The sequence below is a fragment of the Pseudidiomarina donghaiensis genome, assembly GCF_900116895.1.
In the GTDB taxonomy this organism is placed as follows: Bacteria; Pseudomonadota; Gammaproteobacteria; order Enterobacterales; family Alteromonadaceae; genus Pseudidiomarina; species Pseudidiomarina donghaiensis.
This window is the reverse complement of sequence record NZ_FPCF01000001.1, coordinates 1073469-1090597: the sequence shown is the minus strand read 5'-3', so window position 1 is coordinate 1090597 and position 17129 is coordinate 1073469. Positions and strand designations below refer to the sequence as shown.

Below are 17129 nucleotides of genomic sequence, written 5' to 3'. Positions count from 1 at the left end.
TAGATTTTATTTTTTGGTTAGAGACTATTTATGCAAAATAATAAAGCTGTCCAACAACGCAGCCCCAGCATTTTACAAGCATCGCTACCTTTATTAGCGCTCATCGCAATGTTAGCGCTATCGGTTTATTTATTTGGTGAAGACTCGTCATATGGGCCAAATCAGATTGCGCTATGGATAGCGGCAGGGGTAGCAATAGCCATTGGCTTTTACAACCGGTTTAGTTGGGAACAAATTGAAGACGGCATTAAAGAAGGCATCTCGGTTGCACTCGGGGCTTTGTTAATTATTCTTGCTGTCGGGTCGCTGATTGGTACTTGGTTATTAGCAGGTACGGTGCCGAGCATGATCTATTTCGGTTTAGAGCTACTTAATCCAAGTTGGTTTTACGCAGCAACAGCGCTTATCTGTGCCATCATTTCTTTAGCTATTGGCAGCTCGTGGACTACTGCAGCGACAATTGGTGTGGCACTTATGGGCGTTGCTGTAGGTATGGATTTATCACCAGCAATTACCGCCGGCGCCGTTGTTTCTGGCGCCTATTTTGGTGACAAAATGTCGCCATTAAGCGATACCACAAACTTGGCACCAGCCGTAGCCGGCTCTGAACTGTTTTCGCATATTCGCTATATGGCATATACCGCGGTACCCGCGTTTGTTATCACGCTGATTATATTTGTTATTTTAGGTTTTAACGCCGACGGTACAGTCAGTGTATTGCAACTCGAAAAAATGCAGCTTGAACTGCGCAACACCTTTAATATTGGCTGGCTTATGTTAGTGCCTTTGTTGGTGCTACTGTATTTAGCAGCAACCAGAAAACCAGCGTTACCTACCGTATTTTTTGGCGCGTTGTTAGGCGGTGTTTGGGCGGTTATTTTCCAACCCGATATGATTAACAAACTAGCCGGCGGGGACACAACCGCAATCGGTACCCTAAAAGTAGTGTGGGGGGCACTTACTGACGGTGTGGCAATTGAAACAGGTTCAGCAGACCTAGATGACCTGTTAAGTGGCGGTGGCATGTCTAGTATGCTCAACACCGTGTGGCTTATTTTAAGTGCCATGACATTTGGCGCAATTATGGAAAAGTTAGGCCTGCTACAGCGCTTAATTACCGGTATTCTTGGGTATGTAAAGTCTTTAGGCAGCTTAATTGCTGCGACCTTATTTACCTGTTTTGGCGCCAACGTATTAACCGCAGACCAATACATGGCAATTGTATTGCCAGGGCGCATGTATCGTGAAGAATTTGAGCGCCGCGGCTTAGACCCTCGATTACTTTCGCGTACGTTAGAAGACAGCGCAACCTTAACTTCAGCATTAATTCCTTGGAATACATGTGGTGCATTTATGATGGGCGCGTTAGGCGTTAGCCCTTGGATATATGCGCCATTTGCTTTCTTTAACTGGATCACACCGTTAATGGCACTTTTTTACGCCTACACCGGCATACGTATTCTACGCTTACCAGAGCGTCAACAAGCATAATCTATAGGGTAATATGTCAGTAAAATCAGCAACTTTCCGGAGCGACTATCGCGCTCCGGAATTCCTCATCAAAACCGTCGATTTAACTTTTCACCTTCATGAAACCGCAACACGTGTGCACAACACCATGCAGATCACCCCTGTAGGGAGTTCCAATAGCTTGGTGCTTCACGGGGAAAACCTCGAGCTTATTCAAATTGCTTTAAATGGCGAGCAGGTTGCACGTGATGATGTTCACATTGATGAAAAGTCACTGCAATTAACCGTGCCGAACGAGCCTTTTGAACTAACCATAGAAACCCAGATCAACCCAGCGGCTAATCAGGCACTTGAAGGGCTTTACAAGTCAGGCGGGGCGTTTTGTACGCAATGCGAAGCTGAAGGATTTCGGCGCATTACCTATTACTTAGATCGGCCGGATATTTTGGCTCAATTTACCACGACCGTGGTTGGTGATGCAGTGCGGTTTCCCTATTTGTTGAGTAACGGCAACGCCGTCGCCCGAGGAAACAATAGTGACGGTACCCATTGGGTGACATGGCATGACCCACACCCAAAACCTGCATATCTTTTTGCGCTCGTTGCCGGCGACTTCGACGTGCTTAACGACGAATTCGTTACCTGTAGCGGCCGCGCGGTGCAATTACAGTTATTTGTCGATAAAGGCAATTTAAGCCGTGCTGAATTTGCCATGACATCGCTCAAGAACTCCATGCGCTGGGATGAAGAGCGTTTTGGTCTTGAGTACGACTTAGATATTTATATGGTTGTGGCGGTTGATTTCTTCAACATGGGCGCCATGGAAAACAAGGGCCTGAATGTTTTTAATTCGCGTTATGTGTTGGCCGACGCTAAAACCGCAACCGACCAAGATTTTCTAAACGTTGAGTCAGTAATAGGCCACGAATACTTTCATAACTGGACAGGCAATCGCATTACTTGTCGTGATTGGTTCCAGCTGAGTTTGAAAGAAGGTTTAACGGTATTTCGCGATCAAGAGTTTAGCTCTGACTTAGGTTCTCGTGCGGTGAACCGCATTGATGCAATTCGTATTATACGCACGCATCAATTCAATGAAGATGCTAGCCCCATGGCGCACCCGATACGACCCGACAAAGTGGTCGAAATGAATAACTTCTATACGGTGACGGTATACAACAAAGGTGCGGAAGTCATTCGCATGTTGCATACCATACTCGGCGAGCAGGGCTTTCAAGCCGGTATGCGGCTGTATATTGAACGTCACGATGGCCAGGCCGTAACCTGCGATGATTTTGTCGCGGCTATGGCGGAGGCAAATCAAGCTGATTTATCGGTGTTTAAGCGCTGGTACAGCCAGGCTGGCACGCCCATTGTCGAGGTGACGCAACATTATGATGCGAATCAGCAGCGCTTAACCCTTAGTTTTTCCCAATACACCCCAGAAACCGCAGGTCAGACGGAGAAACAGGCCGTTTACATTCCCATGTTACTGAGTTTATACGGTAAAAATGGGCAACGTCTTTCAGTGACTTCAGCCAGTACTGACCGGCAACCAACTGACGCGGTTCGGGCCCATGAGTCTGGTAGTTTACTTTTTGAATTTACGACTGACTCGGGCCAATTGATTTTTGATAATATCACCGCCGAACCCGTCGTGGCGTTGAATGAAAACTTTGGCGCGCCGATTAAGCTTAATTTTTCCCAAAGTTTCAGTGATCAAGTGGTACTGCTCGCTTCTGCAGAGCAAGAAGTCACGCGTTGGGAGGCTGCACAGCAAATTTTCACGCAACTTATTCGTAGCGCAGTGGCTTCTCAACAGGCCTTGGTATTACCCCCAAAAGTTGCGCAGGCGCTGCAACAATTTGTCGCCAGCACTATGGACAGTGCCCTGAAGGCTCAAGTACTAACACCTCCAACCGTTGAAGAAATTGCGGAGTATTATCCGCGCGACATACCGCTAGCTCATATTGCTACAGCGGTTCATCAGTTACGGCAACAATTGGCGGAACACCTGTTTGCTGAGTTTGAGAGCCTTTGGCAAGGCTACGAGACTAGTGCTGAAACACCTTATACCTTAACCGGAAGCGCTATTGCGCAGCGCAGTTTGCAGCATACAATACTTTATTATTTGGCACTGCATATGCCTGATAAATATAGCGATGTTGTTGCAAAGTACTATGCCGCAGCCGACAACATGACGGCTCAACAATCGGCTTTGCAAACGGCGGTGCATTTGCGATTACCGTGTCAGGAACAGTTACTTCGGGCGTTCGAACGCCAGTGGTACGACACCCCATTAGTGTTAGATAAGTGGTTTGCTATTCAAGCTAGTGCGCCGCACACTGATGTTGTTGAAATAGTCAAGCAATTGCATAACCATTCGCGTTTTAATCGTGACAACCCGAATCGCGTGTATGCGTTATGGGCAACTTTCGGGCGAAATGTAACCCAGTTTCATCGTGAAGATGGGGCAGGGTATGCGTTAATGGCGGAGATGGTTTCCTATCTAAACGACAAAAACCCACAGGTTGCAGCACGTTTAGTAACGCCGTTGACGCAATGGCGCCGCTTTGATGCTAAGCGTCAATCTTTGCTTGAAGCGCAGTTGCGTCAGCTGCAAAAACTGCCAAATTTAGCCCCTGATTTAGACGAAAAAATCAGTCAAAGTTTGTCGCCTTTGTAATAATCATGCAAAGCTTTCTCATAAACATGTTCAGGCCACGAATTTCGTGGTCTGAACACTGTGTTTTTCATGATAATAAGCATTGAATAACCTACCTAAATGTCCGACAATAATAGCAATTATTTCGTAGGGTGATGTTGGTATCGCGCCAGCTTGCCGCTTCGTAATATCTATCACGTAAAAAGGACACCATCATGAATGCGTTTGGCGAAGGCCAGATTCCAGTTGTATTGCAAAAGGTGGCCGATCTGATTCAGCAACGAGCCACCGATCGTGCCGATTTAATCAAAGACTTTGCGATGAGGCTATTTCGCAACATCTCACCGGATGATCTGGCTTTGCGAAACGACAGCGATATGTACGGTGCGGTGATGGGGCTATGGCATAGTTTTAATGACTATAAGCCAGGCGAAAAAGCACTGATCAAAATCTACAACCCTGAAGTGGCGCGTCACGGTTGGGAATCTGCACATACCATTATCGAAATTATCCAATCGGATAGTCCTTTTATGGTGGACTCAATTCGAATGGCGCTTTCACGCCTTGGAATTACTTCGCATTTATTACTGCACCTACCCATTAGTCACAAACGTGATGAGAGCAACCAAATTTCAGAGTTGTTGAAAGCAGGCACGCGCAAGGAAGACAATGAAGTCGATACAGTGTTTCTGATTGAGGTCGATCGGCAAACCACCAAAGAAGCGATTGCGACGCTAAAAAAAGAGCTTGCTTCAGTCATGGACGAAATCAATCTGTCTGTTTCTGACTGGTTACCCATGCGTGAGCGTCTTAGCGCTATTGCCAACGAACTTAACGACATCAATTATCCAGGTGACAAGAAATCGTTGAAGGAAGCTCAACGTTTCTTAAGTTGGTTAGCTCAAGATAACTTTACCTTAATGGGTTACCGTCGTTATGACTTAAAACCTGTTGAAGGCGACTACGTTATTCGTCAAGTAACAGATTCAAGCTTAGGGTTGATGCGCAAAAGTGCCAACAACAAAGAACGCTTAGTGTCGTCGCTACCCGAAGTCGCACGCGACTTAACCTTCGACGATAGCTTATTGTTGTTAACCAAAACCAACACGAAGTCACGTGTTCACCGGCCAGCCTACTGCGACTACATTGGTATTAAGCGCTTTGATAAAAACGGTAAAGTGATTGGTGAAGATCGCTTTATTGGTTTGTATTCAAGTAGCTTCTATAACAATAGTGCGCGTGACGTGCCATTAGTTGGTGACAAAATTAAGCGTGTTATGGAGGCTTCAGGTTTTGCCTCAAATTCGCATGCTGCGAAAGCATTGCTGAACATCTTAGAGACATATCCGCGCGATGAAATTGTTCAGGCAAACGAAGATGACTTGCTTGAAGTTGGTTTAGGCGTGTTGCAAATGCAAGAGCGCGATATGACGCGTGTATTCGTTCGCCGCGACATATTTGGCCGTTTTGCGTCGTGCATGGTGTACGTACCTAAAGAGCGCTATAACACCTTGCTGCGTCAACGTACCCAGCAAATATTGGCGAACACGCTGCATAGCAAAGAAGACGTAGACTTCACCACCTATTTTTCAGAGTCGTCGCTAGCTCGCACCCATTACACCGTGCGCATTGGCGAACACGTACAGGACATTGACGTGAAAGAATTAGAGCAAAACCTCATTGAAGCAGCCCGCACTTGGGAAGATAACTTTGAACGTATTCTAAGTAGCACTTTTGGCGAAGCCAAAGCTAATGCTTTAAATAAGCGTTACTCGAACGCGTTCCCGCGCGCTTATAAAGAAGAAATTCTTCCGTCAGTTGCCATTGCTGATATTCAACAAATTGAAGCGCTTGACGATGAACACAAGCTTGGCATGTTGTTCTACCGTTCGCGTGAAGAAAATGAAACGAGTAAGAAAATTCGTCTGAAATTATTCCACAAAGACGAACCGATTCATTTGTCTGACGTGTTACCGATGTTGGAAAACTTTGGTTTGCGTATTATTGGTGAGAGCCCATACCAAATCAAAACAACAGACGGCGATCTATTCTGGATCCTTGATTTCCAAATGCTGCATAGCAACGTCAAGCTAGACTTGGAAGCTAGCCGTGATGTGTTCCAAAACGCGTTTGCGAAGGTATGGGACGGCCATTACGAAGACGACGGCTTCAACCGCTTAGTCTTAAGCGCTGGTTTAACCGGCCGCCAAGTGATTATTTTACGTATGTTTGCAAAATACATGCGTCAAATTGGCACCACCTTTAGCCAGGCATACATTGAAAGTACGTTTAGCAAGTATCCGTTAATTGCCAAACTGATTGTAAAATTGTTCTACTCAAAATTCGACCCGAAAGAAAAGAGTCGTGAGAAGAAAATTGAAGCACTTGAAGTACGCATTAACTCAGAACTTGAGAACGTTGCGAACCTTGATGACGACCGCATTATTCGTCGTTATGTTGAGTTGATTTTGGCGGCTTTACGTACCAACTTCTTCCAACAAGACCAAGCTGGCAACGAAAAACCATATATTTCTGTGAAGTTTATGCCAGAAATGATTCCTGAAATGCCGCTGCCACTGCCGAAATATGAAATTTTCGTGTATTCGCCGCGCGTTGAGGGCGTTCATTTGCGTGGTGGTAAGGTTGCCCGAGGTGGTTTACGTTGGTCCGACCGTCGTGAAGACTTCCGTACCGAAGTGTTGGGCTTGGTAAAAGCGCAACAAGTGAAGAACACTGTCATTGTTCCAGTAGGCGCAAAAGGTGGTTTCTTCTGTAAGCATTTACCTGAAGAACGTGAAGCCTTCTTTGAAGAAGGTAAAGCATGCTACCGTACCTTTATTCGTGCGTTGTTAGACATTACTGACAACATCGTCAATGGCGAAGTTGTGCCACCGAAAGACGTTGTTCGTCATGATGAAGATGACACCTACCTGGTTGTAGCTGCCGATAAAGGCACCGCGACATTCTCAGATATAGCTAACGGTATTTCTGCAGAATATAACTTCTGGCTGCGAGACGCATTCGCTTCTGGTGGCTCAGTGGGTTATGACCATAAGAAAATGGGTATTACTGCGCGTGGTGCGTGGGAGTCTGTGAAACGTCATTTCCGTGAGCTAGGTATCGACTGTCAAACCACAGACTTCACAGCGGTCGGCGTGGGCGATATGGCCGGTGACGTATTCGGTAACGGCATGTTGCTGTCAAAACATACCCGCTTGGTTGCGGCATTTAACCACATGCATATATTTGTCGACCCGAATCCAAATGCTGCGAAAACCTATATAGAGCGCGAGCGTATGTTTAAGTTGCCACGCTCTTCTTGGGAAGACTTCGACAAGTCACTGATTTCTGAAGGCGGCGGTATTTTCTTGCGCAGTGCAAAAGCGATTGAACTGTCGCCAGAAATGAAAAAACTGTTCAACACCCAGAAAAAGTCGTTTACGCCAAATGAATTGATCAAAGCAATTTTGACCTTAAACGTAGACTTGTTCTGGAACGGCGGCATCGGCACTTATGTGAAGTCGTCAATCGAAAGCGACAGTGATGTTGGTGACCGCGCCAACGACGCATTGCGCGTTAATGGTAAAGAGCTGCGCGCAAAAATTGTAGGCGAGGGCGGCAACCTTGGTTTTACCCAGTTAGGCCGAATTGAATATGCTCGCAACGGTGGTCGCATTAACACTGACGCCGTTGATAACGTCGGTGGCGTTGACTGCTCGGACAACGAAGTAAATATCAAAATATTACTGAACGGTTTGGTGGACAACGGTGACTTGACGCTGAAACAGCGCGATCAATTGTTGTACGACATGACCGACGAAGTGGCGCAAATTGTTATCAAAGACTGTTTCCGTCAGTCGCAGTCTATTTCCGTAACTGCTATTCGTGGTGCTGACCAGGTTAAAGAACTACAACGCTTTATTCACCACCTTGAGCGTGAAGGGCAACTTAACCGTGCTATTGAGTTTTTACCTGATGACGACGAATTAGCAGAGCGTCAGGCCCAAGGCAAAGGGTTAACACGTCCTGAGTTAGCGGTAATTACTGCGTACGGCAAAATGGTGCTTAAAGAGCAATTGCTGGACGACGAAATCATGGCTGATCCGTTCCATGCGCGCTCGTTAATCAATGCATTCCCGGTACCGTTGCAAGAGAAGTATGCCGAAGCGATGGAAAATCATCCGTTACGCGCGCAGATTATTGCAACTCGCTTAGCCAATAACATTGTTAACGACATGGGCCCTAATTTTGTCTACCGGAAGGTTGACGCAACGGGCTCTACGGTTGCTGAAGTGGCTTCGGCTTACGTGGTTGCACGCGAGTGCTTTAACTTGCGTGGGTTGATGGAAGAAATTGAAGCAGGCAACAACAAAATACCAGCTGATGTACAAAACAATATGTTGTTCCAGCTACGCCGTGTGGTGCGTCGTTCAACCCGTTGGTTCTTGCGTCATCGCAACCCAAGTTTGAATACCATTCAAGAGCGTATTGATTTTTACAAAGCGAGCTTTGACGATTTGCGCAAGAACGTTCTTAACTATTTGGTTGAAGACGAACGTGTACAGATTGAAAAGCAAATTGACAAACTTCAAGCACAAGGTGTGCCGGCAAAACTAGCCCATAACATTGGCATTTTAACCACCTTGTTCTCAGCGCTTGATATCGCCGATATTACGCATGAAACAGGGCGCAAAGTCAGCACCGTCGCACAAGCATACTTTAACTTAGGTTCTCGTGTGTCGTTACATTGGTTCCTTGACCAAATTAACAGCCAACCGGTTGATAACCATTGGCAGGCGTTAGCACGAGCAGCCTTCCGTGAAGAGCTCGATTGGCAACAGCGCTCACTAACTATGAGCATGCTCAAGTCAGGCGATGCGAAGCAAGACGGCTTAGCTGTGCTAGAGACTTGGTTAGCGGACAACAAAGTATATGTCGATCGCTGGTTAGTCATGCTATCTGACTTCCGTACAACGAAAACTCATGAATTTGCGAAATTCTCGGTTGCTTTACGTGAGCTGATGCTACTTAACCACAACTGTACGTCGTCGGTGAATTAATTCATGTATTCACTTGCCCGAAAATGGCTGTTCAGTAAGGACGCTGAACAGTCACATGATTTAACCTTAAAGCTGCTGAAACGCTTTGCGCATACGCCACTAGCATTGGCTTGGCGCCAACAAGTGGCGCACAAGCCCGTGACCGTTATGGGCATAGAGTTTCCAAATGCGGTAGGCCTAGCGGCTGGGTTAGACAAAAACGCCGAATGTATTGATGCGTTTGCGCAAATGGGGTTTGGCTTTATTGAAGTGGGTACGGTAACGCCGCGCCCACAACCAGGTAACCCAAAACCGCGGTTGTTTAGAATTGTCGAAAAAGAAGCCATTATTAACCGTATGGGGTTTAATAACCTTGGCGTGGATTATCTTATTGAACAAGTTAAGAAAAGCCGTTTCAAAGGTGTGCTTGGTATTAACATTGGTAAAAACAAAGACACACCTGAGGCAGAAGCAGTGCAAGACTATATTCACTGCATGCAAAAGGTTTATCCATACGCGGCCTATATTACAGTAAATATTTCGTCACCGAACACGCCCGGTTTGCGGGAGTTTCAACACGGTAGCGCATTGCATGAGCTGCTGAGTGCTTTAAAAGCAGAGCAAGCGAGCTTAGCCGAACATCATAACCGTTACGTTCCAATAGCCGTTAAAATTGCCCCAGATTTAACGCAAGAGGGCATTCAAGCCATTACGGACGCTTTAGTTGCCCATCAAATGGATGCGGTTATTGCAACGAATACCACACTTAGTCGCGATGCTGTTGCTGGTTTACCCCATGCTGAAGAAGCTGGTGGCTTAAGTGGTAAAGTACTGTTTGAAGCCAGCACCAACGTAGTAAAAACCATTGCTGAGCGGGCACAAGGTAAACTTCCGATCATTGCCGTGGGTGGTATTGACAGCGCCGAGGCTGCACAAGCGAAGCTAGCCGCTGGGGCTAGCCTTGTGCAAATATACACAGGGTTTATTTACCATGGCCCTAAATTAGTTCGCAATGTGGTGAATGCCTTGTAAAACACCGTGTAGTTCGTTAATTTATAAACAACTGACTAACATTTAGGAAATTACCGTGCACGAAATAGCACAATGGCATTGGGTTTATGACCCTGATCAACAGCAGCTGCAGATTGAGCTCGAGCAAGGCATGTTTCATCCGGCGCCTTATAAAAGCTCTCGGTTGGTGCCGTTGCACGCCATGCGCGCCGCCTTTTCAACAGACGATGCCGAACAATTTCAAAGCTTTTACGACGCTATAGAAAGTTCCGGAATTGTTGCTGCACAAACAATCCTAGAAGCGTCTTTAAACTACCTTATCTTTTCGCGATATGGGCGGCCACAAATGCCGCAAAGCTGGTATTTTCAAACCGCAGAACATGCCCCAAGCAGCCTAGAAGTAGGGCAGTTGGTCAGTCTTAACTCAGGTATGGCCGAGTCGATTTGTGCAATCACTTCAACCGACGGAGAGTTTGTTGAGTGTATGGTGTTAGGTGGCGACTTTCCGCTGTCAGACATTAAAACCCTGCGCCAATTCGATGTCATTAAAGTAATGCCGAATCGGTTACAAGCATTACATGAAAGTCACGAAAACAGTACTGATAGCCATTTAAAGCAAGCTTGAATCACCATGGCAACACGTAAACTTGCTTGGTTTTTGTTTCTGCTTCCCTCAATAGTACTTCTTATGTCAAACAGTTATGCTAACCAGCCGATCAAGCTAAAGCTGCTTGCTACCAGCGACGTGCATGGCCACTTCTCGGGCTATAGCTATTTCAGCAAAAAGGCGGAGCCATTTGGGCTTGCGCATTTAATGCCAATTATTCAACAGCAACGGCAATTGGCTGATATATCGCTACTAATTGATAATGGCGACTTGATTCAAGGGTCACCGGTTACCGATATGCTGGTTGCAAACTATCAAGCGCCTGACTCATTACAAAGCCTACCGTCGATTGCCAGCCTGCTTGCATTGATGGGCTATGACGCCGCAAATTTAGGCAATCATGAGTTCAACTACGGGTTAGCCTATTTGCAGCATGCTTATGGCGGTACCAAGCACACGTTACCGCTGCTTGGTGCCAACTTAACCGCCACATCGACGCTAGCGAGTCGTTCGCTGCGGCACAAAGCCTTTCATATGTTTTCATTAAGCCCCGTCGTCAACGGCCGGCAACAACCTTTAAAGGTTGCCGTTGTCGGCGTTTTGCCGCCGCAAATCATGCAGTGGGACGCACACCATTTGCGTGACCACGTTGCGGTAACAGACATGTTTCCAGCGGCGACTCAAGCCGTCGCAGAAGCACAAAGTGCTGGGGCCGATATTATTGTATTAGCGGCACACTCTGGCATGCCAAAGAACAGCGATGATGGTGTTGATAGCGAACAAGGGGTGTGGCAGCTCGCACAAATACCAGCTGTTGATGCCATTATTTTTGGTCATCAACATGAAGTGTTCCCGGGTAGCAAAGTTTATGACCAGCTAGCGCATGTAAATAGCCAACAAGGAACTCTATTCGGCAAGCCAAGTGTGCAGCCGGGTACGCAAGGTAAGTATCTAGGGGTTATTGATTTGTCGCTGACGTTTAGCAACGCTGGCTGGCAAATTATCGCGTCTAACAGCCAGGTCATTGCCGCTGCGGAATATCCAGATCCCACTGTGCTCAAGCATTTAGCGAGTAGTCACAGCGCAACTGAAACTTACATGAAGCAGGCTATAGGTCATAGCGACCATGACTTCAGTTTAGCGAAGGCGCGGGTTGAGCCCACCCACGCGTTACAGTTCATTCACTCCGCTCAGCGCTGGTACGTTGAGCGTGCTTTTGCCAATAGCGAGGTGGGTAACAAATTACCGCAACGTCCTTTATTTAGTGCTGTTGCGCCGTTTAACGCTGCGCTCAATGAGCAGATGTACCATGACAACCAGTTTACATTTATTCCCAGTGGGGTGTTGACCTTAGGCCATATTGGCGACCTCTATCGTTACCCAAATACGCTGGAAGTGGTTGAAGTAACAGGTGTACAACTTAAGCGTTGGCTTGAGCAATCGGCTGCAGCATTGCAGCCAAGCACCAACAGCTCACCGTGGGGCCACATCGTTCAAGATATACCGTCGTACCAATTTGATACCTTTGTTGGGTTTGAATACCAAATTGACGTGAGCAAGCCGGTAGGAGAGCGCGTTTCAGCCTCAATTTCTTTTGCGCAAAGCGAAACCTACTATGTGGCCACCAATAACTACCGTGCCCAGGGGGGAGGTGGCTTTGCTGGTTTAGATGGTTCGCAAGTTGTGTTTAGCTCTCCGGATCAAATTCAACATATTCTGGTGAATTACTTGGAACACTTGGGAAAACCTGGATATCAAGACGAACTGATTAGAAATTGGAAATTACTTTGAAAGGAATTGGTTGCGGGGGCAGGATTTGAACCTACGACCTTCGGGTTATGAGCCCGACGAGCTACCAGACTGCTCCACCCCGCGTCCGATGCTGCGCATGTTACTGCCCCACAACACATAACGCAATAGCTTATTTCACCGTTCGCCTATTTAATAGTCGATTCGCGTTCAACCGCGCAATAAACGCACAATTGTCGCGATACACAGCGCCGCGACTTCGCTATAATAGCGACTATGACCACTAACAAAGATATCTTAATGACTAACACGTCTTCAGCGATGCGCTTGTTTGCAACCTGCGCCAAAGGGCTTGAACCTTTATTATTTGACGAACTACAGCAACTCGGTGCCACAAATGTGCGGCAAACCGCAGGTGGTTGTTGGTTCGAGGGCGATTTAGCCTGTGCTTATCGGGTTTGTTTATGGACGCGACTCGCCAACCGCGTATTACTCATGCTGGGCGAAAGCTTTGTCAAAACTGCGCAAGATATTCCTGTCGCCGTAGCAGAAACGCCTTGGGAAACTGTATTTCAATCGCCACAACAAACATTCTTGATCGACTTTAGTGGTCGCAACCATGAAATACGCCATACCCAATTTGGCGCTCAGCTTATTAAAGATGGCATTGTCGACCGATTCAGAGCGCAAGGCTTAGAGCGTCCAAATGTTTCAAAAGAAGAGCCCGATCTTCGTATTAACGCGCATATTCAAAAAGAAAAATTAACCTGGTACCTCGATTTAGCTGGCGATAGCCTGCATAAACGTGGCTACCGGCAACAGCAAGGCGCAGCACCATTGCGAGAAACCTTGGCTGCAGCCGTGGTTATTCGTAGCGGCATGACGAGCGAGCAGGGCGTTATGTTTGACCCATTCTGTGGCTCGGGCACATTGTTACTTGAAGCCGCGATGATACGATTTGAGCGCGCTCCAGGCTTAGCTCGTACCGACTGGGGTTTTCAGCGCTGGAGTGGGCATGACCAATCTATTTGGGCTACTGAGCTTGAACAAGCGCAGCAACGCTTCGCAACAGCCAAAGCTGAGCGCCAAGCACAATTTATTGGCTTTGATCATGATCCCAAAGTGCTCGCCATAGCGGAGCAAAATGCCATTCGCCTTGGCTTAAATGAATTTTGTACTTGGCAGGTAGCTAACGCCGAACAGGTGAGTGCACCGGCGGTGTCTATCAGCCAAGAACAAACACCTTTGCTGGTCTGTAACCCGCCGTATGGGGAGCGCCTCGGCGAAGAAATACAAACACTGTTGCTTTATCGTCGATTTGGCGCCCAGTTGCGTGAACATTTTAACGGTTGGCAGGTTGCGGTATTAGCGGGTGACGACACCTTGTTAAAGCGCATGAAACTGCGTAGTCAGCGCAAATACAAACTGTTTAACGGCGCTTTAGAAACAACATTAGCGCTTTATGACTTAACCCAAGAGCAACCAGAGTTTACCCAGTCGCAATCAAATGATTTAGCGAATCGGCTCAATAAAAACTACCAGAAGTTTGAAAAATGGGCCGCAAAAGAAGGGGTTAACGCGTGGCGCCTGTATGACGCAGACCTACCTGAATACAATGCGGCAATTGATATTTATGACGACTGCGTTGTTATTCAAGAGTATGCTGCCCCGAAAGACATTCCAGAAGCGGTAGCAAAAGACAGACTGTGGTTTTTAATTGATACCGTAGCCCAAGCCCTGCCTTATTCGGCGGAAAATATTACGCTTAAGGTGCGTCAGCGCCAATCGGGCAAACAGCAATATCAAAAACAAGAACCGCGTGGCTTGGTACGTGTTGTGCACGAATACGATGCACAATTTGAGGTCAACCTAAGCGACTATCTCGACACGGGCTTGTTCCTAGACCACCGTTGGGCGCGGCGCGAGCTTGGAAAACTCAGTGAAGGTAAAAGCGTACTGAATCTATTTGCTTATACCTGCACAGCGTCGGTGCATGCCGCGTTAGGTGGGGCTAGTGATATAACCTCGGTTGATTTGTCGAAAACCTACTTGGCCTGGGGCCAACGCAACTTCACCTTAAACAAGTTGTACGGGCGGCAGTACCAGTTTGTTCAGGCTGATTGCGTGCAATGGCTGCGCGAACAACGGCCACAACAACGGTATGACGTTATTTTTCTTGATCCGCCGACGTTTTCAAACTCTAAGAAAATGGACGACGTGTTAGATATTCAACGTGATCACGTACAACTACTGAAACTTGCAGCGCGCTTGCTAAAAGACGGCGGTGTTATTTTGTTCTCCAATAATAAACGACGTTTCAAGCTTGATGAAGAAGGTCTCGCTGAGGCATTTTTAGTCGCGCAAGATCTAACTCAGCGCTCAATTTCACCAGACTTTGCGCGTCACAAAGGCATTCACCACCTGTTTAAGGTACGCCAAAGTGACTGAGTTTTATCTGCTCACTAAACCTAACTGCTCATTATGTGATGAAGCCTTACGCAGGCTTCATCAAGCGACTCCGGAGTCGCCAATTCGGCTGCATGTGGTTGATATTTCAACTCAGCCAGAGCTACAGGACGAGTATGGTTGGCTTGTTCCGGTGCTGGTTAGAGCACATGACGATGCTGAACTGCGTTGGCCGTTTCCAACGACTATTGAGGAATTTTTGAACGCATGAATTTAGTCCGTTTACATCAGGCTCAACTGGCCTTTGGTAATCACCCCATTTTAGACCATGCCGATTTAGTGATTGAGTCAGGTGAGCGTGTTTGTATTGTGGGACGCAACGGTGCTGGTAAATCAACCTTGTTGAAAATAATAGCCGGCGAAGTGTTACTCGATGATGGCGATGTTCAAGTTGTGGGTGACACTGTGGTCGCCCGATTGCCGCAAGACCCTCCAGCAAACTCCGATCAGTCCGTGTATGACTTTGTGGCCGAAGGGTTAGCCGAGCTTGGTCAATTATTGCAGCAATATCATCATGTTGTGCAAGAGCTTAATACGCAGCCAACAAGCCAAACATTGATGAATCGCATGGCCACTTTGCAAACCGCCATTGAAGCGGCCAATGGCTGGCAAATTCAATCGCGTATTGAAAGTACCTTAACGCAGCTAGAGTTACCCGAAGACGCCACCATGAGCTCGTTATCCGGCGGCTGGCTGCGGCGTGTTGCACTAGCTCGTGCTTTGGTCGTTGACCCCGACTTATTGTTACTCGACGAGCCCACCAACCACCTTGATGTTGAGATGGTGACTTGGCTTGAAAATAAAGTAAAAGAATTTCGTGGGGCGGTACTATTTATTAGTCACGATCGGGCGTTTATTCGTAACTTGGCAACCCGTATTGTTGATCTGGATCGCGGTCATTTAACCAGTTTTCCTGGCAACTACGACCAGTATTTAACTTTAAAACAAGAGCAGCTTGAGGTTGAAGAAGCACAAAATGCCGAATTCGACAAAAAGCTTGCACAAGAAGAAGCATGGATAAGACAGGGTGTTAAAGCACGCCGCACTCGAAACGAAGGCCGAGTTCGGGCCTTGCAAGATCTCAGACGCCAACGTCAGGCGCGCCGTGAACAACAAGGCTCAGCCAAACTTGCGGTACAAGAGGCAAACCGTTCTGGAAAATTAGTTTTTGAAGGTGAACATTTAAATTTAACCTTCGGCGACAAAACCATCTTGCAAGACTTTAGCTTAAACCTGCAACGCGGCGACAAAGTCGCTTTGGTTGGGCCGAATGGCTGCGGCAAAAGTACCTTAATTCGCGTGTTACTTGGGCAGCAGGGCGTGGATAACGGGCATATTAAGTTAGGTACTAATTTGGAAGTCGCCTATTTTGATCAGCATCGCGCCCAGTTAGATCCTGAATTATCGGTGGCGGAAAACATTGGCGATGGGAAGCAAGATGTGACCTATAATGGCCGTACACGCCATATTCTCAGCTACCTGCAAGACTTTTTGTTCAGCCCCAAGCAAGCACGAACACCAGTGAAAGCTTTGTCTGGTGGGGAACGAAATCGTGCGCTGTTGGCCAAACTGTTTCTGCAGCCAAGTAACTTTTTAATTCTTGATGAACCAACCAATGATCTCGACATTGATACCCTAGAGCTACTGGAACAAATTATTGCCGAGTATCAGGGCACCGTTATTTTGGTGAGCCACGACCGTGAATTTGTCGATAACACAGCGACCAGCGTGTTGTTGTTTGAAGGGCAGGGGCGAATTACTGAAATTGTGGGTGGTTTTACTGAAATAAACCATTACTTAAGTCAGTTACAGGGAACTAAATCGGTTAAACCGCAGTCACAAAGTGCTGATAAAAAAGTGCAGACTTCTGCTACGCCAAAGAAAAAGTTATCCTACAAACTGCAGCGCGAATTAGATATGCTGCCTGAGAAGATTGCCGCGTTAGAAGAAGAGCAAGAAAAATTAGAACAACAGACCAGTGCAGCTGATTTTTATCAGCGTGACCACAGTGAAACTGGGCCTGTGTTAGAGCGTTTAGGTGCGATAGAAGAAGAGCTCATGACGGCACTAGAACGCTGGACCGAATTAGAAAACTTACAACAAGAGAGTCGTTAAGTCATTT

The 17129-nt window shown here is 47.0% G+C and carries 9 protein-coding genes and 1 tRNA gene; 9 read left to right on the top strand and 1 reads right to left on the bottom strand.

Annotated features, from left to right (window positions below; genetic code table 11):
- Positions 1 to 30 precede the first annotated feature (30 nt).
- The 6 genes from nhaC (at position 31) to BM334_RS05280 (ending at position 12583) form a co-directional block, all read left to right on the top strand.
- Complete coding sequence (nhaC, locus tag BM334_RS05305) at positions 31 to 1491, top strand: Na+/H+ antiporter NhaC (RefSeq protein WP_092838847.1); 1461 nt, start codon at positions 31 to 33, stop codon at positions 1489 to 1491.
- Between the two features lie 13 nt (positions 1492 to 1504).
- Positions 1505 to 4156, top strand: a complete 2652-nt coding sequence (gene pepN, locus BM334_RS05300) for an aminopeptidase N (RefSeq protein WP_092838844.1) — start codon at positions 1505 to 1507, stop codon at positions 4154 to 4156.
- A 194-nt stretch (positions 4157 to 4350) separates the two neighbouring features.
- Positions 4351 to 9195 (top strand): NAD-glutamate dehydrogenase, encoded by a 4845-nt coding sequence (locus BM334_RS05295; RefSeq protein ID WP_092838841.1) that lies wholly within the window; start codon positions 4351 to 4353, stop codon positions 9193 to 9195.
- Between the two features lie 3 nt (positions 9196 to 9198).
- Positions 9199 to 10206, top strand: coding sequence for a quinone-dependent dihydroorotate dehydrogenase (gene pyrD / locus BM334_RS05290; RefSeq protein WP_092838838.1), 1008 nt, complete (start codon positions 9199 to 9201; stop codon positions 10204 to 10206).
- Positions 10207 to 10261: 55 nt separating this feature from the next.
- Positions 10262 to 10810 carry a cell division protein ZapC domain-containing protein gene (locus BM334_RS05285; protein WP_157981859.1) on the top strand — a complete coding sequence of 183 codons (549 nt, stop codon included), beginning with the start codon at positions 10262 to 10264 and terminating at the stop codon, positions 10808 to 10810.
- A 63-nt stretch (positions 10811 to 10873) separates the two neighbouring features.
- Positions 10874 to 12583 carry a 5'-nucleotidase C-terminal domain-containing protein gene (locus BM334_RS05280; protein WP_177215005.1) on the top strand — a complete coding sequence of 570 codons (1710 nt, stop codon included), beginning with the start codon at positions 10874 to 10876 and terminating at the stop codon, positions 12581 to 12583.
- A gap of 7 nt (positions 12584 to 12590) precedes the next feature.
- On the opposite strand, the gene BM334_RS05275 is transcribed toward BM334_RS05280, so the two are convergent.
- Positions 12591 to 12667, bottom strand: a tRNA-Met gene (locus tag BM334_RS05275).
- 174 nt (positions 12668 to 12841) lie between these two features.
- Here BM334_RS05275 and rlmKL point away from each other — a divergent pair.
- From rlmKL to uup, 3 genes are read left to right on the top strand one after another with little or no spacing between them, the layout of a single operon-like run.
- Positions 12842 to 14989 carry a bifunctional 23S rRNA (guanine(2069)-N(7))-methyltransferase RlmK/23S rRNA (guanine(2445)-N(2))-methyltransferase RlmL gene (rlmKL, locus tag BM334_RS05270; RefSeq protein WP_241970904.1) on the top strand — a complete coding sequence of 716 codons (2148 nt, stop codon included), beginning with the start codon at positions 12842 to 12844 and terminating at the stop codon, positions 14987 to 14989.
- The gene (locus BM334_RS05265; protein WP_092838829.1) at positions 14982 to 15218 is read left to right on the top strand and encodes a glutaredoxin family protein; all 237 of its coding nucleotides are present in this window, start codon (positions 14982 to 14984) and stop codon (positions 15216 to 15218) included. Before rlmKL ends, BM334_RS05265 begins: the two co-directional genes overlap by 8 nt.
- Entirely contained in the window at positions 15215 to 17122 is a 1908-nt protein-coding gene (gene uup / locus BM334_RS05260) for an ATP-binding cassette ATPase Uup (protein WP_092838826.1), read from the top strand. Before BM334_RS05265 ends, uup begins: the two co-directional genes overlap by 4 nt.
- The last annotated feature ends 7 nt before the right edge of the window (positions 17123 to 17129 follow it).